We start from the raw sequence: 19,117 nt of genomic DNA on the forward strand, positions 1-19,117 counted from the left end.
GTCTGTGCCAGCGCGCTCCGGCGGGTCCTTGGTGTCGTTGACGCTCGTAGGGGCGCGGCTCGGACGTCTGCGAACGAGCGTGACTGTGCCCGAACGAAACTCGAATGAGACAGGGCCAGATGACACGTGGCGCTGCTTCGATGGCGGCAACCGTCGACGTGCCGGGCACGGACCCGCACCCGGGCACGTCGAAGGGTGGCCCTGGTTGTCAGGCGGCGCTGGCCGTGTGCTCGGCCGCGGTGTAGTGCGAGGCGTCCCCCTTAACGGCGCGGCTGGGCTCGCCGGCGATGCCGACCGGCACGTCACCAGCGACCGTGACCCGGTGCAGCAGACGCGGGAGGCTGTCGTAGTTGTCGACCGCGTAGTGCTGGGTGATGCGGTTGTCGAAGATGACGAGCTGGCCGGGCTGCCACGAGACCCGCACGAGGTGGTCTGGCTTGGTGACGTACGCCTGCAGCAGCCGCAGGATGTCGCGCGACTCGGTCACCGACAGGCCGACGAACCGGCGCACGAACCCGCCGATGAACAGCCCCTTCTCCCCCGTCTCCGGGTGCACGCGGACCACCGGGTGGTGAGTCTCGAACGGGATGGACTGGAAGACCTCCTGGTAGCCCTTCGACTTCTCGTCGAACGACTCGACGGCCTTGTCGGCGTAGTCGTACTCGTTCGTGTGCACGGCCCAGAGCTGGTCCGCGAGGGTGCGCAGGGGCTGCGGCAGGGCACGGTAGGCCGCCGCCGAGCTGGCGATGAGGGTCTCGCCGCCGTACTCGGGCACGGTGTGGCTCACGAGCGTGCTGATAGCGGGGGGTGCCTGGACGAAGGTGACGTCGGTGTGCCACTGGTTGGCCCGGCCGCGCTCGCTGTCGACGGGCAGCACCTGCGGTGCACCGTCGACCGCGGGGACGGTCGGGTGCGCCGTCGTGAGTGTGCCGAAGTAGCCGGCGAACCGCTGCTGGCCCGCGTCGTCGAGCGGGGCGTCGCGGAAGACGAGGGCCTTGTGCTCGAGCAGGGCGGCGCGGATCCCCGCGATAGTCGCGGCGTCGAGGTCCTGGGTCAGGTCGACGCCGGACACCTCGGCGCCGATGTGGGCGCCCAGCTTGCGCACGGTCAGCTGACCCGCCGGCTCAGCAGCCGGGGTGGCGGACGCGGTCGGGGTGCGGTCGGTAGTGGTGGTCATGATGCTTCTCCTTCTGTGGGTGGGTGGTCGTGCGGGTGTTCGGTTGGGCGGCTTTCGGGTGGCGGTGTTCGGGTGGGTCGTCTGTTCGACTGGGGTGCTCAGCGGCTGGGCGCGAAGGTGCGCCACTTGGAGAAGTGCGCCTCGAGGCGGACCAGGCCGACGTTGACGGCGAGCCCGAGCAGGGAGACGGTGAGGATCCCGGCGTACATCTGTGGGATGAGGAAGCTGCTCTGGGCGTTGACGATCTGGAACCCCAGTCCGGCCTTGGCTCCGACCATCTCGGCGGCGATGAGCACGAGGATCGAGGCGGTGCCTCCCATCCGGATGCCGGTGAAGATGGTCGGGACGGCCGAGGGCAGGATCACCTTCTGGAAGAGGCGCACCTGCGAGAGCCCCAGGGAGCGGGCGGCTCGGATCAGCAGCGGGTCGACCGTGGTGGCACCTGCGATGGTGTTGAGCAGCACGGGGAAGAAGCTCGCGTAGGCGACGATCGCGATCTTGGACGTTTCGCCGATGCCGAGGAGCAGGACGAACACCGGGAGCAGGGCGAGCGCGGCGGTGTTGCGGAACAGCTCGAGCAGGGGTGTGAGGAACGACGCCAGTTTGCGGTACCACGCGAGCGCGAGGCCCAGGGCGATGCCGGCCGTGACGGCGATGCTGAAGCCCGTGACCGACCGGGTCAGGCTGGCCGACAGGTGGTCCCACAGCTCCCCACTCGAGATGGCGTCGAGCAGGGCTCGGAGCACGTCGTGCAGCGGCGGGAGGAACACGCGGGTGTCCTCACCGAGGAGGAACTGTGGCACGAGCCCACGCGAGCAGGAACACGAGGATCGCCGCGGACCGCCATAGGGCCACCTTGGCGGCGCGCAGGATCCTCGAGAGCCGACGCCTGTATCCCCGGGGGCGGGGCGCGGCCGCGCTCGCGCCGTCGCCGCGAGCCGGTTCGCCGTCCGGGTTCAGGGCGCCGGGGCCCTCGGGGGGCGGGGCAGCGTCGATGGCGTCGGTGGCGGGGAGGGAGTCGATGGTGTGGGTCGTGGTCATCAGGCTGCCCTCTCGGTGCCGTCGGGCTGGATCTTCTGGTGGCCGGCTCGCTGGGCGCTGGCCACCTCGTCGTGCAGCAGCTCCCAGAGGCGGTGCCGGTAGGCGACGAACTCAGGCGCGGAGCGCAGGTCGCGCTCGGCGCCCAGGGTGCGGTCGCCGAGGTCGACGTCGACGACCGCCTTGAGCCGACCCGGCCGCGAGCTGAGCACCGCGACCCGCTGGCCGAGGTAGACCGCCTCCTCGATGCCGTGCGTGATGAACACGGCCGTCGTTCCCGTGGCACCCCAGATCCGCAACAGCTCGTCCTGGAGCTGCTCACGGGTCTGGGCGTCCAGCGCCGCGAACGGCTCGTCCATGAGCAGGATCCCGGGCTCGTAGGCGAGGCTGCGTGCGATGGCGACCCGTTGCTTCATGCCGCCGGACAGCTCGTGCGGGTAACGCTCCTCGAACCCGCCGAGACCCACGAGGGCGAGGTACTCGCGCGCGCGATCCAGGCGCTCCTTCTTGCCGAGCCCCTGCCGGCGGAACTGTGGCCCCTCCAACCCGAAGGCGACGTTGCCGAGCGCGGTGCGCCACGGGAAGAGCGCGTACTGCTGGAACACGATGCCCCGGTCCAGGCCCGGCCCGGCGACGGGCCTGCCGTCGACGAGGACCTCGCCCGCGGTGGGTTCGCTCAGCCCGCCGAGAATGTCGAGGAGCGTTGTCTTGCCCGACCCGCTCGGGCCCACGAGGGTGAGCAGCTCGCCCGCCGACACGTCGAGAGTGATGTCCTCCAGTGCACGGAGCACGCGGCCGGACGGGGTGTCCTTGGTTGGGCGGACCTGGAAGTCCTTGGTGACGCCCCGCAGGCAGATGCGGGGAGTGGGCGGGTTTCCCTGGTGTTGTTGGGTGCTCACCGAGCTCACCCGGCCTTCGCGAGCCCGTTGAGCTCGTTCGTGTAGTAGCTGGCGGGGTCGAGCTTCTTGCCGCTGAGGAAGCCCTTCTCCTGCAGCCAGCTGCCCCAGCGGGTGAAGTCGGTATCGGAGATGATGCCGCGGTCGGTCACCGCGACGCTCTTCCAGTACTTGAGGTTGTCGGTGTTCTCGTGGCGGCCGCGCTGCTCGATGATCTTGGTGAACCGGGCGATGACCTGCTCACGCGGGGTGGTGCGCTCCCACTCGATCGCCTTGGCGACGCCGGTGACGAAGTCCTTGGCGGCGTCCGGGTGGTCCTTGATGAACTCGTCGCGTAGGACGTACTGGCCGCCGTTGAAGGCGCCGAAGAGCTCGTAGTCGCTGAACAGGCGGCGCAGTCCGCCCGCTGCGACGGCGTGGTCCTGCAGGACACCACCGAGCGTCCCGACGTCGACCTGACCCCGACGCAGGGCCTGCTCGGTGTCGTTCGGTGGCACGACGACGAGCTGTACCTGCTTGATCTCGTCGGGTGTGAGGCCGTTCTTCTGCAGCCAGGTGTTGATGACGGCCTCGCTGTGCGCGCCGAGCGTGTTGACGGCGATCTTCTTGCCGATGAGGTCCCGTGCCGTCCGGATGGGGCTGTCGGCCCTGACGTAGAAGCCGTTGAAAGTCTTCGCGTCCTCGCCGTAGTAGTTGATGACGGCCTTGACCGGTGCGCCGGCCGTGATCAGCTTGACGACCGCGCCGGCGAAGGCGCCGCCGTAGTCGGTCTGGTTCGTCGCCGCGGACTGGATGTCCTGGGGGCCGCTGATGGTGTTGCCCACCCAGTTGAGCTTGACGACCTTGAAGTAGCCGAGGTCCTCGGCGAGCTCGGGGAGGGTGACGGAGTTGGCCCATCCCTGGTAGCGCAGCGTGACGGGGCCCGAGTCCTTCTGCTCGGCCCCGGAGGCGGAGGAGCAGGCCGAGGCCAGTCCGGCAACGAGGAGGGTCACGGCAGGAAGGGCGAGGATCCGTGTGGGGAACTTCTTCATGTCGGTGCTTCTTTCTGCGGGAATGGACGGGCAAGTGGCGTCGGCGGGTCACGCGGAGGCAGGGCTGGTCCCGGCGGCTGGATCAGAAGGGCAGCCGTGATGATCCGCGCGCCGGGAGGGCATGCCGAGGCGAGTGCCGTACCGGGACTCCGGGAGCAGGCGGGTGTTCCGCGTCAGCTGCAGGTGGTCAGCAGGCCGGCTGCGGAAAGCCTGTAGGCGCGTCCGCGGGCGGCCGCGGATCGACGTCGTTCAGGCATGTCCGCGAGTCGCTGCGCGAAGACGCGATGCGGCGATGGCGGGCAGCAGGACATCCTCGTGGCGTCGCGCAGCCGCGTTTCGGGGGACTTGCTCAGGCGGGACAGAGGGCGCTGCTCACGCGCCGCAGGTCGACGTGGCGTCGGCCGGTGAGCATGTGGTTCATGAGTCGTCCTCGGAAGAGACGTGAGGCAGGAAGCCTCGCGCTTGCGACCACCGGTCGGCGGCCGCCGTGTCATCACCCGGGGCACCCCATCGCGAGGAAGGGTTGCCGTCCAGCGAGCCGGGGCTTGGCACTGGATCTCGTGACCTGTCCTGACAGTAGCGGGACAACGCCAAGACCTACCAGTTCCATAGGAAAAGGTCTCTCATGCCGAGACACGCGTCCCCGCTGGTCGCGGCAAGACGGGTGTCGACGGACGATGCCGCGGGGGGGTCAGACCGCGGGGTGCATGCGCCGGATGTTGGTCCAGCCCGTCCAGCCGCGCTCCTCGAGGAGCTCCAGCAGGTGGTTCGCGCACGGGAAGGACTCGACGAACGCCGCGTCCAACAGGGCGACCAGGTCCTCGCTGACGGGATGTTCGTCCTCGATGCCCACGGCCTCGGCTGCCGCGGCCTCGATGAAGGCGGCGACCCGGTCTGCGAGCGCGGGCAGCCGCGGGTCGTCCGGCCCGCAGTCGGCGAGGTCTCCGATGTCGAGATACAGCCGACGCAGCCCGTCGTGTTCGATCTGGGCGTGCTTGATGGCCATGAGGGCCGGCACGGCATCCGGCATCTGGCCGGCGATCAGGATCCAGCTGTCGCGCTCGACCTCGATCAGCCGCTCCCGGAACCCGAGCTGGCGCATCCGGTCCAGGTACGCGACGGCCTCCGGCGGCAGCGTGAGGCTCTCGCCGGCCGCGAGCTTGGCGATCTGCTGCCGGTGACGTCGGCGCTGGCGGATCTCGGCGCGCAGCCGGCGGTCGATGTCCTCGACGGCCATCGCGAACTCCTCGTCCCGTGCCGTGAGCAGCTCATGCACGCGCGACAGAGGTACGCCGGCGTCGGCCAGGGTGCGGATCTTGACAAGCTCGACCACGGCGGCAGCGTCGTAGCGCCGGTAGCCGGACTGGTCGCGCCCGGGCTCGGGCAGCAGCCCCTTGGCGTGGTAGTGCCGTACCGCGCGTACCGTCACGCCGGCGTACGACGCGAGCTGGCTGATCGTGAGCATGGCGTCATTCTCCTGCCGCGGCGGTGTCATGGCGCTTCGCGGTGTCCACCCGTCGTCGCCTCCCGCCGAGTCAGGCGATCTTGCTGCGGTAGGTGCGCATCGCGAGGGTGTGGGCGACAACCAGCAGGCCGACGCACCAGGCGACGGCTATCCAGGCGTCGTTGCCGACCGGCTGCCCGGCGTAGAGGCCGCGGATGGTGTCGACGATCGAGGTGACCGGCTGGTGCTCGGCGAACCAACGCACGGGACCGGGCATGCCAGAGGTGGGCACGAACGCCGAGCTGATGAACGGTAGGAAGATCAGCGGGTAGGAGAACCCGCTCACCCCGTCGACCGACTTCGCGGTCAGCCCGGGAATCACGGCCAACCAGGTCAGCGCCAGAGTGAACAGGACCAGGATCCCGAGGACCGCAAGCCACGCGAGAACCCCTGCGCCAGAGCGGAATCCCATCGCCAGCGCGACGAGCACGACGAGCGCGAGCGAGACGAGGTTCGCCACGACCGAAGTCAGCACGTGGCCCCACAGCAGCGCCGATCGGGCGATGGGCATCGACTGGAAGCGTTCGACGATGCCCGTCGAGACATCGGTGAAGAGCCGGAAGGCGGTGTAGGCGATGCCGGAGGCCACGGTGATGAGCAGGATCCCGGGCAGCAGGTAGTCGACGTAGCTGCCGCCGCCGACATCGATCGCGCCACCGAAGACATAGACGAAGAGCAACAGCATGGCAATGGGCGTGATAGCGGTGGTGATGATGGTGTCCGGGCTGCGCAGGATGTGGCGCAGCGAGCGCTTGAGCAGGACAGAGGTGTCGCTGAGGAAGTGGGTGGTCATCGCGGGGTCCTTACGTGACGGGATCGCCGTGGCCGACGACCGCTAGGAAGATCTCTTCGAGGGACGGCTGCTTCTCGACGTACTCGACCGTGGCCGGCGGGAGCAGCTGCTTGAGCTCGGCGAGGGTGCCGTTCGCGATGATCCGGCCCTCGTGGAGGATCGCGATCCGGTCGGCCAGGTGCTCGGCCTCGTCGAGGTACTGCGTGGTGAGCAGCACCGTGGTCCCCTGGCCGGCGAGCTGCTGGACGGTCTTCCACACCTCGATCCGCGACTGCGGGTCGAGCCCGGTCGTCGGCTCGTCGAGGAAGAGCACGGGCGGGTTGCCGATCAGGCTCATCGCGATGTCGAGGCGACGGCGCATGCCGCCTGAGTAGGTCGCGACCCTGCGCCCGCCCGCGTCGGTCAGCGCGAACCGCGCCAGCAGACCGTCCGCGACCCTGCCCGGGTCCTCCAGTCGTCGCAGCTGAGCCACGAGCAGCAGGTTCTCCCGCCCGGTGAGGACCTCGTCGACGGCGGCGAACTGCCCGGTGAGGCTGATCGACTCGCGGACCTTCGCCGGTTGGGTGGCGACGTCGAACCCGCTGACGGTGGCGGTCCCGCAGTCCGCCTTGAGCAGGGTCGACAGGATCTTGACGGTGGTGGTCTTGCCGGCGCCGTTGGAGCCGAGCAGCGCGAAGATGGTGCCGGACGGGATGCTCAGATCGACGCCCCGGAGCACCGCGTGGTCGCCGTAGGACTTGGTCAGTCCGACGATCTCGATGGCTGGTGTCGTGGTCATGACGCAAGCGTCCAACCTTGACGCTGCGTCAAGGTCAAGCCCCTGCTCGCCCGCCGCGCTGCGTCGGAGACGACCAAGGCCGGCACCGACCAGACCCACGCAGGAAGCGACCAGGTCACCCGCTCACGACCGTTCTCCAGGTCGAGCGGACTCCGACCGTGCTGGGGCTGTGCCCCTGCCGTCGTCGACCCCGCGGCGAGTGATGACGTCGGGCGCCGTGCTCACCGTCACCGCTGGAGCGCCCGGGGCGGCTGAGGGTCGTGATGCTTCACGGCTGGAAGCGATAGCCCATGCCCGGTTCGGTCAGCAGGAAGCGCGGATGGCTCGGCTCGGGCTCGAGCTTGCGGCGCAGCTGCGCCATGTAGAGGCGTAGGTTCGCCGGCTGGTTGACGTAGGCCGCGCCCCAGACCTCCGTGAGCAGGTGACGCTGGGACAGCAGCTTGCCCGGGCTGCGGACCAACGCCTCGAGCAGGGCCCACTCGGTCGGCGTGAGGCGGACCCGCTCGGGCTCGCCGGATTCCGTCGCCCGGGTTACGACCTTCGCGGCCAGGTCCACGGTGACGTCGCCGAACACCGTCGCGGGGACCACCTGCGGCTCGCCGCCGGTGACCCGTCGGGTGATCGCGCGGATGCGCGCCAGGAGCTCGTCCATGCCGAAGGGCTTCGTCACGTAGTCGTCGGCGCCCGCGTCGAGCGCGACCACCTTGTCGGGTCCGCCCTGCCGGCCGGACAGGACGATGATGGGCACGTCGGTCCACCCCCGCAGGCCCTCGATCACCTGGACGCCGTCGAGGTCGGGCAGCCCGAGGTCGAGCACGACGACGTCGGGTTCGACCTCCGCGGCGACCCGCAGCGCCTCCGCACCGGAGGCGGCCACGTGGACCTCGTAGTCCCGCGCCGTGAGGTTGATGCGCAGCGCACGCAGCAGCTGTGGCTCGTCGTCCACGACGAGGACGCGTCTCACCGGTCACCTGCCTGGGCGGCGTCGGTGGAATCACTGCCGTCGCTGTGATGGTTTGTGCCGTCGGCGCCGTCGGCGCGGTCGGCGCGGTCGGCGCGGTTGGGGTCGGAGGCCTCGGGCACCCCCTGGGCCGCGGGAAGTCGCAGCACCATCGTCGGGCCACCGCCGGGGGTCTCCTCCGGCTCGAGGGTGCCGTCCATCGCCTCGGTGAGCCCCCGTGACAGTGCGAGACCGATGCCGAGCCCGGTGCGGTTGTCGGTGTCCCCGAGCCGCTGGAACGCGCTGAAGGCCCGCTCCCGGTCCAGAGCTTGAATGCCGGGCCCGTGGTCGACGACGCGGACCTCGACCCGGTCGCCGTGGGCTGCGCCCTTCACCAGCGGCGCCGCGTCGCCGGGGGCGTGCCGCAGCGCGTTGCCGATGATGTTGACGAGCACCCGCATGACCAGCGCCGCATCTCCGAGTGCGGGTGGCAGGTTGTCCGTCATGGCGATGACGACCTTCGCCGCCCGGGCCCGAGCTCGTCGAGGGCCGGGGGCACGAGCTCGTCGAGCCACAGCGGCTGGCGGACCACCCTGAGCACCTCGGCCCGCAGCCGCGAGAGGTCCAGCAGGTCCGAGACGAGGCTCCCGAGCCGGCCCAGTGACTCCTCGGCCGTCGCGAGCAGCTCGGCCCGCTCGGCCTCCGACCACGTCACGTCGTCGCTGCGCAGGCTTGCTCACGGCCGCCCGCGCCGAGGCCAGGGGCGTGCGCAGGTCGTGACCGAGCGCCGCGAGGAGCGCGTCGCGAAGCCGTTCGGGTGCCTCCAGCCGCTCGGCCGCGTGGACCAGGGGCTGCGGGCAAAGGACGCCACAAGCGCCTCATACGTGAGCCCGGGCCGCTGCTCCTCCGCCCCGCCCTCAGCAACTGACACCCGTCACGCCCGTCGGTGGTGCGGCCCGCGCCCGAGTCAGCGGCGAAACGCCAGCGGAGGGGTCGCGCCACCTCGGCGGCGACTACGAGGACGTGCGCGAGCGGTCGCGGCGGACGTCGTCGCGACCGGCATGATCCCGGCGCACGGTGAACACCTTCCCGGGCTGCCAGGCCCGTTAGGACGTGCGAGGCATCTCGACGACGGACCGCGCCAACGCGGCCGGGTCCACCGATCGACGTAGGGCGTCCTCGGCCTGTCGGCGGAAGCGTCGCGTCCGATGGTTTCCCAGACTTGACCTCGGACCGCAAGAAGCGCGGGGCCGGGACAACACGGGATCCGGACATGCCTTGCTCACGAACGTCGCAGCACCTGCGGGCTCGCAGGGGCCGCACGGTGGTCGCCGCCGGCGTCCTCGCGGCCTCGGGACTGGCGGCAGTCCCTCAGGGCGCCGCCGACGGTGCCCAGACCTACGTCTTCGTCCGGGGCACGAGCTGCTCGGACGCCGGGTCGGGCACCTCGACCCTTCCCTACTGCACCATCGTCAAGGCCGCCAAGGTCGCGGTCGCCGGCCAGATCGTCGTCGTCTACAGCGGCACGTACACCGGGGAGGTCTTCCCCTGGCACTCCGGCGTGCAGGGATCACCGATCACCTTTCGCCCGGTGACCGGGGCGACGGTGACCATCTCGGGCCCACGGCACGGCTTCACGATCTCCAACCAGAGCTGGATCACGGTGTCCGGCTTCAGGATCCGGAACACCACGAAGGACGGCATCTACGTCTACAACGCCAAGGGCGTGACCCTGTCGGGCAACACGGTGCAGACGTCCGGGCGGCGCGTGGCCGGGGCCACCGCGTACGGGATGTACCTCAACGCGGTGACCGGTTCGGTGGTCAAGGGCAACCTCGTGACCAACAACTCCGCGTCGGGGATCTTCCTGACGAACGGCTCCACCGGCAACCAGCTCGTGGGCAACGAGAGCTCGTGGAATGCCTACGGCTACGTGCGCAACGCCGTGGGGATCGACCTGCGGTCCCCCGGCAACCTCGTCAGCGGCAACCGGGTCCACGACAACGAGGACTCCGGCATCCAGGTGTTTCCGGGCGGTGACCGCAACAGGATCGTCAACAACGTCAGCTACCACAACATGGGGTTCACGACCGTGGTGCCGTCCAACTGCAGCGCGCCGCCCACCGGCAACACCGCCGGCTGCATCACCGGCGACCACGGCATCGACAACTTCGGGGTCACGGGAGGCACGGTGGTCGGGAACACCGTGCACGGCAACGCGACGTCGGGCATCAACCTCGAGGGCGTCCCGGCAGGGACGAACACCGGCTTCAGGATCGCGAACAACATCGCCGTCGACAACGCCATCGGGTGCCCGGACGGCACCGGCGGGACGGTGAAGTGCCCGAGGACCAAGGGCAACATCCGCGTCGATGCCGCCTCCCAGGTCGGGACGAGCCTCGACTTCGACCTCGTGGACCTCAGCGTGGCCGGCACGATGATGGTGTGGGGGTCGACGTCCTACGGCTCGTTGGCAAGCTTCCAGGCCGCGAGCGGCCAGGAGCCCAGCGGGCTGCAGGCCGACCCGCGCCTGGCCAACCCCTCCGGCCGCGACCTCACGCTCCAGCCCGGCTCGCCGGCGATCGACTCGGCGAACTCCGCCGCGCCGAGCCAGGCGAGCACCGACGCCGCCTCCCGCCCCCGCGTCGACGATCCGGCCACCGTCAACACCGGCGTCGGCGCGCGTCCCTATGACGACCGCGGCGCTTACGAGTTCCAGCCGCCTCGTTGACCGGGCTCCGACCAGGAGCACGAGCCGAGCCAGCCTTGACGCCAAACACCGAAGCGGACACTGAAGGGTGTTCGCGCGCGAGACGAGGCCCTACCCACAGGCAACCCTGTGAGGTCAGGGCTCGGCACCCGCTCATGCCACCCATCGGGCGTACCCCGACGCGAATGACCCGAACTGCCCTGTGGAGCCTCCGTCGCTCGTACGCAGTAGCAGAGTGCCCCGTAGGAGTTGGAACACGCTGCGACTGGCCAAGCTCGCCGACGTCCGCCCCGCTCCCACGGCGATCGACGATGGTCCGGCGGCTGAACGGAACACGTGCCCTTACCTAGTCCTTCGAGGGGCCGCGACAGCAGCGCGGTTCAGGGTTGCCCAGGGCTGTCGCTCTGCATTGTCGTTGGCATGTGCGATGTCGCCCGAGCCGCGTCGAACCATGCACGACCCGCGCCGGCGGGTGCACGCGAAGGAAGAGACGCCCGGGCTCGACCATGGGGAGTTCGCCTCGGCCGCGACCGAGACGAGCCAGCGCTGCGGGCAGCCGGTGCAGGCCCCCTCGCCGCACAGGCTCCGACCTAGGAGCCGACCGCGCGCGCCGAGATAGCCCTTCTGATGGCGCAAAGGCACCCCCGCCGCGCGGCTCGCTCCGCGGGGTCCACCCTGCGCTCGGGGGCCTGCCACCCGATGTGCCTAGGCCCGTGTCCCCCCGGTGGGTGAGGGAGTTGTGCGAGGCTCTGGGGTTGTGGGCTGAAATGCCCGATGTGCCGTCCCGGCGGGCTCAAACGGTTGTCGATCCGAATTCCACGCTGGCACGGAGCAGCTCCCGTGTCCGCCGAATGCGAAGACGTAGGTGGTGGAGTCTGGGGCGGCACCGCCCCGGCTGTTTGAGGCGGCGCCTCGGGTCTCTGCCTACCCAGATGCGCGGCGCGGACACGTGCGCGTCAGGATGCCACGTCGGAGTCCGGAATGGGTAGGGCCGGACGCACACCCTCGGGGAGGCAGCCGGTCTGCTGCACCTCGAGCGCGAGCAGGTGGAGCTTGGTGTTGGTGCGCATCGATGCTTCGCGCAACAGGTCGAACGCCTCGTCCCGGCACACCTTGCGCATCGCCATGATGATGCCCACGGCGGCGCCGATGTCTCGACTGTGGTCTAGGGCCCGGTGCAGGTTGGCGATCTTCTCCTTCGCCCGCTCCAGGCGCTCCTCGATGGTCAGAGACGCCTCGTCGGGCTCCCGAGCTGCGGCGGAATCGCCGGGTTGAGCCATGCGGCCCTCCTCAACGCGTGGCGGGGGTTGCGATTGCTCGGCACGGCCGCCCCGGCACCGGCGCACTGCCCGATCGGCCCTTCGACCATAGCTCCCGAGAGGCGGGACGGCATACAGCGGTGTACAGGGCTTGACGCCGGCTCAGCTCTGCAGGGGTTGTCCTTGATCCATTGGGCGGTGGCCTCGTGCTGCTGCTCGGTCCACGCTTCGAGCCGGGTGCGCTCGACGCACCACCGGCCGCGGCCGCCCAGGCGCATCGCGGGACACCGGCCGCCGCGTACGTTGGGCGGGGCGCCTGGGAGCCCTCTCTCCGAGCTAGGACGGGACGTGGTCTCGCAGGTGGACGAAACCGTAGCCGACGTCCCTGAGCCAAGGCAGGGCAGCCCGGAAGCCGGCCGCGGTCCCGTGGTGCGGCTGGTTCATGTGGGCGATGACGATGGATCCCGGTCGCACGGCGCGGAGCGCAGACTCGACCTGGCGGGGCGCGAAAGTGGCGCCCCCGTCCGCGTTGACGTCGAAGCCGACGGGGGTCATCTCCATGTCTCGCACGATACGAACCGCGACGTCGTCGTAGTAGGCGGTGCCGGGACGGAAGAGCATCACCGGCCGGCCGAGCCGGTGCTGCAGGTCGAGCGCGTTCTCGACAACCTCGGTGTACGCCTCGGCCGGGCTTCGCGTGCCGGCGATACCGTATGCCGCCTTCCCGGAGACCGAGAGCGGCGCGTGTCGGGTGCCGTGGTTGGCGATGTCGAAGAGCGAGTCTCTAGCCAAGTCGTGGAACTCGGCCGGGTGTGCGTCCACCCACCGCTTGTTGAGGAACAGCGTCGCCTTCGTCTGCTCGGCCCTGAGCAGCTCGATGAGGGCGGCGTCGTAGCCGTTGCCATTCCGGCCGCCGCAGGCGTCGAAGGTCAGCGCCAGCGTTGGGCCGGAGTCCGCCGTCCGCGTGACGACACCCGGGATGTTGAGCCCCCAGACAGTCGGCAGCCGCCCGGCGTAGCGGGCCTCGACCTGCGCCGCGTGGGCAGGCTTGCGCCGTGGCCGGCCGACACGCCGGGTGACGATGTCGCCGACGGGGCGGGTCCCGTGGTTGGCGTCGGGGCCGGGCCGCGGACCGGGGTGCTCGACGCGAGCGTGTTCCCCGACGGCAGGCCGGGAGCCGAACATGCGGCGAGCGCGGTGCCGAACGCCGACGCCGCTCCCGCCACGAGCAGAGCCCGCCGGCTTACGGTCATGCGTCGTGCTCCTGTCCGGGTCCGGGCTATGAGAGGCCCTCAGGTCTCGCGCCATCGCCCTGGGCGACATGAAGTTCTCCTCGGCCGTGGAAGAAGGTAGAAGGCGAAACTGAGAACGCGCAAATGCACGCCCAGCCCTTGCGGGACCTTGACGCGCGTCTCCACGGCCGCCGCCTCGTTGAGAGGGTCGTCGACCTGCCGGCCAAGCAAGGCCGGCATGCGGGCTCAGACCGCTGCGGCAACGCACTCATATGCCGCAATGGGATCATCCTGCTGGGAGTCGCGCCCGGCGGGCGCAGTGGGGTGGAGCTGTCGACTCGACGGCGTTACCCGCCGCTGAGCCAGTCCATCGGTCCGTTGCCGATGCTGGGGTGGTCTTTGCCGCATCGGCTGCACTGGCGGTACCAGCCGCCTTCTGGGTGGTGGTGGCGCTTGTAGGTGTGGTGCAGGTTGAGCTGGCACATCAGGGGCTTGCGCTGCACGGCTTCCGGGCCCATTCGAGATTGCTTGGTGACGGCGCGCTTGAGGGCCCACGCGGTGGAGAGCGCGCCGAGCGCGTACGGCACCTGGTGGGATGGCTCGAGGGCGGAGAGTTCGGCGTGGTGTTCGGCCCGGTACCGCTCACGCACGTGTCCGCGGGGTAGGGCGAGCGTGCTGGTCCGGGTGAGGAGTTCGGCCGTTCGGCGTACGGGCGGCACATCCGCCGGCCGGGGCCCGCTCATGATTCGCCTGCTACTGGTCGTGGCGCCAGGCGCCCCGGGTGCGGGGCTCGCGTCTCAGCCAGTCGGGCGCGGGACTGCTCGACGCCGTCACCGGTGAGCCGGTAGTACCGACGCGCCGGCCTTCCCGCCTGGACCGGGTCGATGTCCTCCCAACGCGACGACACCCAACCGGCCGCCTCGAGGCGGGCCAGGATCGGATGCACGGTCCCGCTCATGAGGCCTGCGGCATCTCCGATCTGCGCGCCGTACAGCTCTGTGCCGGGCTCGGCGAGCAGGGCACGCAGCACGAGCTGCGTGGTCAGCGTCATTCGCGGTGCCGGAGCCATGCTTGAACTCTACCTAGGCCTAGGTAGAGTTCAAGGAAGCCCGCAAGCGCTGCGTCGCCGAGGGGCATCGTTAGCAAGGAGGGGTGAGACCCCCATGGATGAGAACAGACATCGCGAACCGGGCCAAGAGCAGCTCCACGCCGGCCGGTGGTGGTGCCGCCTGCATCTGTGGCACCGGTGGCGCACGCACCGCTACCCGGACAGTGCGGACTACGGAGCTCGCTACCAGGAATGCCTCGACTGCGGCAAGCAGCCTGACGTGCCGATCGGCGGCGGCATCATGCCCTGAACCGCACGCCGGGCACACGCGACCACGCGCTGTCCGCGCCGCCCCGGCACCGCTCAGCGCCAGGACAGGTCCGGCCAAGGACCTCCCCGGCCGCGGCCGCAGATGACGCGCTCCGTAGGCAGACCGTGGTCACTGACGTCATGCAAGCGCCACACTCCGGAGCACCGGGGGTTCACGGTTGGCGCGTTTGCATATCCGCTCGTGCCGCGCGGAGCGGGGTCAGCAAGCACAGAAGGCGGTTGCTAGCGCTTGTCGCGCGGTCGCGAGGCAAGATGGCGACCATGCACTTGTTCCGTGGGCGAGTGGGGCTGGTCTGCGCCGAGTGCGGCGTGGTCCACGAGGGGCTGGCGACCGTGTTCGGTCCGGAGGCGCCGGACCCATGGGTTGAAGCGCCCCTCGCCGGGCAGATCCAGGGGGAGCTGGGTCGAGATCAGTGCTACTTGCCGTGGCAGCAGCGCCTCTACACGTTCATTCGAGGCGAGCAGTCGGCAGGTGTCGGCCTGACTCCGAGCACAGGAAACCCAGGCTTCTGCTTCCTCGCGGCCCTCGGCGCCGTGTCCGCCCTGCTCGGGCGAGTCGTTGCACGGCGGGGCATCCACTGACCTTGGAGAGATACGACCACGACCGCGGCGGGCGGAGCCGGAGCTGCATGGCGTGCTGTCGGTGATGCTCCTCACCAGCCCAACGCGCCGGCGGCGTCCAGCGCTGCCGCAGGCTCGTCCGCGGCGGCGGCAAAGGCGCTGAGTGCCTCGACCAGCCGGCTGACCTGCTGGTGGGGCATGGCCCGGACGATCTCGCGGATGGCGTCGCGGCGGCGTGCGGTCACCCGGTCGACCACGCGGCGGCCGCGGGCCGTCAGCTCGATGACCACCTCACGCCGGTCCTCGGCGTTCTCCCTCCGGCTCACCAGAGCCCGGGCGATGAGGCGGTCGACCGTTCGCAGCGCCGTCGACGGGCTGACATCCAAGCGGTCGGCCAGACGGTTCAGCCGCGTCTCCCCGTGCCCCCGCAGCACGACGAGCACCCTGAACTGCGTCACGGTCACGGTGTCCTCGACCTCGGCCAACGACCTGGCCGACACGCCCACCAGGACACGGGACGCCGTCAGCAGCGCCGTCACCAGCTCATCGACGCGGGACTCCTCACGTGACATGTCCTCCCCCTGTTCCACCCATCTCGACTGGCTTTGCGTTGCGCCGGACAATGATTGCATAATGCAATCCATGTCTCCAGCGGCCTTCGTCCCACCACGGACGCAACGACTCGTCGGCCTTTCCTCTGACAGAGCTGCCGTCTGGCTCCGTACCTCGAGCACGGGGTTGTTGGCCTTGGCCCTCGCCGTCGGTGCAGCGGCCGCCGGATTCGCCGTGGCCTTCCGCTGGTTGATCACCGCCTTCACCCGCCTGTTCTCCGGGCACGTCGACTACGCGGCCTCGCCGGGTGCGGCACATCCGGGCGTTCCGGCCCTTGGGCGCTGGTTCGTCGTCCTGGCCCCCGTCGTGGCCGGACTGCTCTACGGTCCCCTGGTCCAGGCGTTCGCCCGCGAGGCGCGCGGGCACGGCGTTCCGGAGGTGATGTATGCCGTCGCGCACCGCGGCGGGCGCATCGCCCCCCAGGTCGCGGCGGTGAAGGCCCTCGCCTCGGCGCTGTGCATCGGCGGTGGAGGCTCGGTGGGTCGTGAGGGTCCGATCGTGCAGATCGGCTCGGCCCTCGGATCGAGCGCCGGCCGGTGGAGCCGACTGGCGGAGCCACGCCTTCGGGTGCTCGTGGCCTGTGGCGCCGCGGCGGGGATCAGCGCCACGTTCAACGCCCCGTTGGCCGGCGTCTTCTTCGCCATGGAGCTCATCCTGGCCGACTTCACCGCGCAGGCCTTCGGCATGGTGGTTCTCGCCTCCGTGGTCTCCAGCGTCATCGGACGCGCAGTCCTCGGAGACGTCCCGTTCCTGCAGCTGCCCGCCTTCACCGTCACCGCCCCGCAGGAGTACCTGCTGTTCGCCGCGCTCGGCATCCTCGCCGGTCTGGTGGGGGTGCTGTTCACCCGCGTCCTCTATGCCGTCGAGGACGTCTGCGACGCGGTCTGGCGCGGGCCCGAGTGGCTGCGACCCTCGATCGGCGGCGTGGCCCTCGGCCTGGTCCTGCTCCTGCTCCCGCAGATGTACGGCGTCGGCTATCCGGTGCTGGGCGATGCCATCGACGGCCGGTACGCCGTGGGCTTCCTCGTCGTCCTCCTGCTGGGCAAGATGCTCGCCACCAGCCTCACCATCGGAATCGGCGGCTCCGGCGGCGTGTTCGCCCCGAGCCTGTTCATCGGCGCGATGCTCGGATCCGCCTTCGGCGAGGCCGTGCACCAGGTGTCTCCCGGGACCGCCGGCTCTGTCGGCGCCTACGGCCTCATCGGCATGGGAGCCGTCTTCGCCGGCGCGGCCCGCGCCCCCATCACGGCGGTCCTGATCGTCTTCGAGCTCACCGGTGAGTACACCATCATCCTGCCGCTGATGACCGCGATCGTGCTTGCGACGGGCGTCAGCCACGCCATCACCGGCGACACCATCTACACCCTGAAGCTGCGGCGTCGTGGGGTGGACCTCGGGACCCCACGCGAGGCCGTGGCCCACGACCACCGACGCGTGCGAGACGTGATGACCGCAGTCCCCCCGGCGGTCCCCCGGCACGCCGGACTGGCCCAGGTCGCCGCCGCCCTGGGCGAGTCCCAGTTCGGGATCCTGCCCGTGGTGGACGACTCCGGCGACTACCTCGGGGTGGTCACGGCACGCGGAGTCTCCGACGCCCTGGCCGACGGACGGCACGACACCGCTGCCGCCAGCCTGGCAACCGAGATGCCCGTGACCATCACCGAGGACGACCTCCTGCCCACGGCAACCGAGACGCTCAGCCGCAACGGCACGAGCGCCATGCCCGTCCTCGACGCGAACGGCGCCGTGGTCGGGTGGCTCAGCTACCACGACCTGCTGGTGGAGGCGAGCCGCAATTGACTCGACAGCACCCCCTTCGTCGAGCCCCGGCGAGCGCCGCCCCCGCGTCCCGGCGGCCCCTGCGGGCGGCGGCCTCGATGGCCCTCGCCGCCCTGTCGGTCTCGGCGTGCAGCGGCTCGGCGCCAGCCGCCATGAACAAACCGGCCGCCCCTGCGGCACCCGGTCCATCTGTGGGAACGGCACTAGACGCACAGATCCCCGCCCGCATCCTCGACCTACCCTTCACCACCCCCAGTGGTGCGACGGTTCGCCTTCGGGACCTGAGCGGCGAGCTGGTCATGCTCTCCGACTCCATGACCCTGTGCCAGGAGACCTGCCCACTGGACACCGCCACCCTGGTGGCCACGGCGCGCGACGAGCTCCGCACCGATCGGCACCACGACACCGTCTTCCTGTCCATCACCGTCGACCCGGCCCGCGACACCCGACCCCAGCTCGCCGCGTACCGGAAGCTCTTCAGCCCGGCGCCCGCCAACTGGCTGACACTCACCGGGTCCGCGAAGGTGGTCAACTCGCTGTGGGACTACCTCGGAGTGTGGCGCCAGAAGGTAGCCACGCCCACCGGACCGCAAGGACCTCGCAACTGGCGTACCGGCGAGCCGCTCACCTACGACGTGCAGCACTCCGACGAGGTGTTCTTCCTCGACCGGCGAGGAAACGAGCGGTTCGTCCTCGAAGGGCCGCCCCACACCACGCCCGGTACCGTCCCACCGACCCTCTACCGCTTCATGAACGAGGAGGGACACCACAACGTCGCCTCGCCGGACGCGTCCAGCTGGACCGAGCCGCAGGCACGGCAGGTCCTCGACTGGCTTCGCCGCGAGTGACCGACGGCTCCACGCCGCGGCGAGAACGACACCCTCTACCGCTCACCTCTTCGCGCCGTCCTCGGTCCGAGATCCTTTGTCGTCCGGCACGTTGCGACCGAAGGCGAACTCCCCGTTCCACACAAGCGCCCGAATTCCGCGCTGTTTATAGCGAACGATCGGGGGCCGGTTGTCACGGCACATCAGGCGCTAATCCGCGCCGGGCCCCTCGGGCGTCTTCTGCCACGGCCACCGGCCGGTGATCTCGAGTTCGAGGGAGAAGCTGAGAAAGGTCCGGATAGCCACGATGAGAGCGAGGACCAAGACGCTCGCCAAGGTGGGTGTCACGGCGACGGTGCGGATGATGTCAGCGGCCACGAGCAGTTCAAGGCCGAGGAGGATGGAGCGTCCCAGCTGTTGTCGGAACCGCCGGTATACGTCTGGCTGATGCGTCCTGGCGTTATGAGCAGCGCGCACGGCTGCGACCACGGCGCCGACGACCAGCACGGCCACACCAGCCGTGTCGATGGCTTTGCCGGCCAGCTCAATTGCCTCGCTGAAGTCCACGCCGCTCCTGATTCTTATCCCTACAACAAGACCCC

The 19,117-nt window shown here is 70.1% G+C and carries 21 protein-coding genes, 1 pseudogene and 1 riboswitch; of the genes and pseudogenes, 5 read left to right on the forward strand and 17 right to left on the reverse strand.

Annotated elements, in window-relative coordinates; translation table 11 throughout:
• Nucleotides 1-208: 208 nt before the first annotated feature.
• The 11 genes and pseudogenes from AC1VM9_RS03960 to AC1VM9_RS04010 all read right to left on the reverse strand — a co-directional run bounded on the left by AC1VM9_RS03960 (nt 209) and on the right by AC1VM9_RS04010 (nt 8,872).
• Nucleotides 209-1,177 (reverse strand): TauD/TfdA dioxygenase family protein, encoded by a 969-nt coding sequence (locus tag AC1VM9_RS03960; protein WP_483121305.1) that lies wholly within the window; start codon nt 1,175-1,177, stop codon nt 209-211.
• Nucleotides 1,178-1,275: 98 nt separating this feature from the next.
• Nucleotides 1,276-2,218 (reverse strand): annotated as a pseudogene (locus AC1VM9_RS03965) (ABC transporter permease).
• Nucleotides 2,218-3,114, reverse strand: coding sequence for an ABC transporter ATP-binding protein (locus AC1VM9_RS03970; protein WP_481346088.1), 897 nt, complete (start codon nt 3,112-3,114; stop codon nt 2,218-2,220). The pseudogene AC1VM9_RS03965 and the gene AC1VM9_RS03970 overlap by 1 nt, the downstream one beginning before the upstream one ends.
• A gap of 5 nt (nt 3,115-3,119) precedes the next feature.
• A complete protein-coding gene (locus tag AC1VM9_RS03975; RefSeq protein ID WP_483121307.1) occupies nt 3,120-4,142 on the reverse strand; it encodes an ABC transporter substrate-binding protein in 1,023 nt (340 codons plus the stop codon).
• A gap of 349 nt (nt 4,143-4,491) precedes the next feature.
• Nucleotides 4,492-4,563: a putative leader peptide gene (locus AC1VM9_RS03980; RefSeq protein ID WP_483123967.1), complete on the reverse strand. Its 72-nt coding sequence runs from the start codon at nt 4,561-4,563 to the stop codon at nt 4,492-4,494.
• A 32-nt stretch (nt 4,564-4,595) separates the two neighbouring features.
• Nucleotides 4,596-4,708: riboswitch (SAM riboswitch) on the reverse strand.
• Nucleotides 4,709-4,833: 125 nt separating this feature from the next.
• Entirely contained in the window at nt 4,834-5,607 is a 774-nt protein-coding gene (locus tag AC1VM9_RS03985; protein ID WP_483121309.1) for a MerR family transcriptional regulator, read from the reverse strand.
• A gap of 70 nt (nt 5,608-5,677) precedes the next feature.
• Nucleotides 5,678-6,439, reverse strand: coding sequence for an ABC transporter permease (locus tag AC1VM9_RS03990; RefSeq protein WP_483121310.1), 762 nt, complete (start codon nt 6,437-6,439; stop codon nt 5,678-5,680).
• 10 nt (nt 6,440-6,449) lie between these two features.
• Nucleotides 6,450-7,217: an ABC transporter ATP-binding protein gene (locus tag AC1VM9_RS03995; protein WP_483121311.1), complete on the reverse strand. Its 768-nt coding sequence runs from the start codon at nt 7,215-7,217 to the stop codon at nt 6,450-6,452.
• A gap of 268 nt (nt 7,218-7,485) precedes the next feature.
• Nucleotides 7,486-8,181 (reverse strand): response regulator, encoded by a 696-nt coding sequence (locus tag AC1VM9_RS04000; RefSeq protein WP_483121313.1) that lies wholly within the window; start codon nt 8,179-8,181, stop codon nt 7,486-7,488.
• Nucleotides 8,178-8,663 carry a sensor histidine kinase gene (locus AC1VM9_RS04005; RefSeq protein WP_483121315.1) on the reverse strand — a complete coding sequence of 162 codons (486 nt, stop codon included), beginning with the start codon at nt 8,661-8,663 and terminating at the stop codon, nt 8,178-8,180. The genes AC1VM9_RS04000 and AC1VM9_RS04005 overlap by 4 nt, the downstream gene beginning before the upstream one ends.
• Nucleotides 8,660-8,872 carry a hypothetical protein gene (locus AC1VM9_RS04010; protein ID WP_483121317.1) on the reverse strand — a complete coding sequence of 71 codons (213 nt, stop codon included), beginning with the start codon at nt 8,870-8,872 and terminating at the stop codon, nt 8,660-8,662. Before AC1VM9_RS04010 ends, AC1VM9_RS04005 begins: the two co-directional genes overlap by 4 nt.
• Nucleotides 8,873-9,430: 558 nt before the next feature.
• On the opposite strand from AC1VM9_RS04010, the gene AC1VM9_RS04015 reads away from it, so the two are divergent.
• Nucleotides 9,431-10,888 (forward strand): right-handed parallel beta-helix repeat-containing protein, encoded by a 1,458-nt coding sequence (locus AC1VM9_RS04015; protein WP_483121319.1) that lies wholly within the window; start codon nt 9,431-9,433, stop codon nt 10,886-10,888.
• A 935-nt stretch (nt 10,889-11,823) separates the two neighbouring features.
• Here AC1VM9_RS04015 and AC1VM9_RS04020 read toward each other — a convergent pair.
• From AC1VM9_RS04020 to AC1VM9_RS04035, 4 genes are all read right to left on the reverse strand, one after another.
• The gene (locus AC1VM9_RS04020) at nt 11,824-12,147 is read right to left on the reverse strand and encodes an ANTAR domain-containing protein (protein WP_483121320.1); all 324 of its coding nucleotides are present in this window, start codon (nt 12,145-12,147) and stop codon (nt 11,824-11,826) included.
• 315 nt (nt 12,148-12,462) lie between these two features.
• Nucleotides 12,463-13,311, reverse strand: coding sequence for a polysaccharide deacetylase family protein (locus tag AC1VM9_RS04025; RefSeq protein ID WP_483121322.1), 849 nt, complete (start codon nt 13,309-13,311; stop codon nt 12,463-12,465).
• Nucleotides 13,312-13,705: 394 nt separating this feature from the next.
• Complete coding sequence (locus AC1VM9_RS04030; protein ID WP_483121323.1) at nt 13,706-14,008, reverse strand: hypothetical protein; 303 nt, start codon at nt 14,006-14,008, stop codon at nt 13,706-13,708.
• A gap of 89 nt (nt 14,009-14,097) precedes the next feature.
• Nucleotides 14,098-14,427 carry a PadR family transcriptional regulator gene (locus AC1VM9_RS04035; RefSeq protein ID WP_483121325.1) on the reverse strand — a complete coding sequence of 110 codons (330 nt, stop codon included), beginning with the start codon at nt 14,425-14,427 and terminating at the stop codon, nt 14,098-14,100.
• A 94-nt stretch (nt 14,428-14,521) separates the two neighbouring features.
• Here AC1VM9_RS04035 and AC1VM9_RS04040 point away from each other — a divergent pair, with 94 nt between their 5' ends.
• Both AC1VM9_RS04040 and AC1VM9_RS04045 read left to right on the forward strand, forming a co-directional pair.
• Nucleotides 14,522-14,716 (forward strand): hypothetical protein, encoded by a 195-nt coding sequence (locus AC1VM9_RS04040; RefSeq protein ID WP_483121327.1) that lies wholly within the window; start codon nt 14,522-14,524, stop codon nt 14,714-14,716.
• A gap of 281 nt (nt 14,717-14,997) precedes the next feature.
• Nucleotides 14,998-15,318, forward strand: a complete 321-nt coding sequence (locus tag AC1VM9_RS04045) for a hypothetical protein (RefSeq protein WP_483121328.1) — start codon at nt 14,998-15,000, stop codon at nt 15,316-15,318.
• A gap of 71 nt (nt 15,319-15,389) precedes the next feature.
• Here AC1VM9_RS04045 and AC1VM9_RS04050 read toward each other — a convergent pair whose 3' ends face one another.
• Entirely contained in the window at nt 15,390-16,115 is a 726-nt protein-coding gene (locus AC1VM9_RS04050) for a MarR family winged helix-turn-helix transcriptional regulator (protein WP_483121330.1), read from the reverse strand.
• Between AC1VM9_RS04050 and AC1VM9_RS04055 the strand changes: the two genes are divergently transcribed.
• Entirely contained in the window at nt 16,099-17,709 is a 1,611-nt protein-coding gene (locus AC1VM9_RS04055; protein WP_483121332.1) for a chloride channel protein, read from the forward strand. The genes AC1VM9_RS04050 and AC1VM9_RS04055 overlap by 17 nt on opposite strands.
• Nucleotides 17,710-17,840: 131 nt before the next feature.
• Nucleotides 17,841-18,536 (forward strand): SCO family protein, encoded by a 696-nt coding sequence (locus AC1VM9_RS04060; protein ID WP_483121334.1) that lies wholly within the window; start codon nt 17,841-17,843, stop codon nt 18,534-18,536.
• A 189-nt stretch (nt 18,537-18,725) separates the two neighbouring features.
• On the opposite strand, the gene AC1VM9_RS04065 is transcribed toward AC1VM9_RS04060, so the two are convergent.
• On the reverse strand, nt 18,726-19,082 hold the full coding sequence (locus tag AC1VM9_RS04065; RefSeq protein ID WP_483121335.1) for a DUF1622 domain-containing protein: 357 nt from the start codon (nt 19,080-19,082) through the stop codon (nt 18,726-18,728).
• Between the last annotated feature and the right edge of the window lie 35 nt (nt 19,083-19,117).

It is taken from the genome of Monashia sp. HAY1-11D (assembly GCF_056868035.1).

Coding starts and splice junctions, on each gene's coding strand:
- AC1VM9_RS03960 (WP_483121305.1), bottom strand. CDS start 1,177: ATGACCACCACTACCGACCGCACCCCGACCGCGTCCGCCACCCCGGCT.
- AC1VM9_RS03975 (WP_483121307.1), bottom strand. CDS start 4,142: ATGAAGAAGTTCCCCACACGGATCCTCGCCCTTCCTGCCGTGACCCTC.
- AC1VM9_RS03985 (WP_483121309.1), bottom strand. CDS start 5,607: ATGCTCACGATCAGCCAGCTCGCGTCGTACGCCGGCGTGACGGTACGC.
- AC1VM9_RS03990 (WP_483121310.1), bottom strand. CDS start 6,439: ATGACCACCCACTTCCTCAGCGACACCTCTGTCCTGCTCAAGCGCTCG.
- AC1VM9_RS03995 (WP_483121311.1), bottom strand. CDS start 7,217: ATGACCACGACACCAGCCATCGAGATCGTCGGACTGACCAAGTCCTAC.
- AC1VM9_RS04005 (WP_483121315.1), bottom strand. CDS start 8,663: ATGACGGACAACCTGCCACCCGCACTCGGAGATGCGGCGCTGGTCATG.
- AC1VM9_RS04015 (WP_483121319.1), top strand. CDS start 9,431: ATGCCTTGCTCACGAACGTCGCAGCACCTGCGGGCTCGCAGGGGCCGC.
- AC1VM9_RS04020 (WP_483121320.1), bottom strand. CDS start 12,147: ATGGCTCAACCCGGCGATTCCGCCGCAGCTCGGGAGCCCGACGAGGCG.
- AC1VM9_RS04025 (WP_483121322.1), bottom strand. CDS start 13,311: ATGTTCGGCTCCCGGCCTGCCGTCGGGGAACACGCTCGCGTCGAGCAC.
- AC1VM9_RS04035 (WP_483121325.1), bottom strand. CDS start 14,427: ATGGCTCCGGCACCGCGAATGACGCTGACCACGCAGCTCGTGCTGCGT.
- AC1VM9_RS04040 (WP_483121327.1), top strand. CDS start 14,522: ATGGATGAGAACAGACATCGCGAACCGGGCCAAGAGCAGCTCCACGCC.
- AC1VM9_RS04045 (WP_483121328.1), top strand. CDS start 14,998: ATGCACTTGTTCCGTGGGCGAGTGGGGCTGGTCTGCGCCGAGTGCGGC.
- AC1VM9_RS04060 (WP_483121334.1), top strand. CDS start 17,841: ATGAACAAACCGGCCGCCCCTGCGGCACCCGGTCCATCTGTGGGAACG.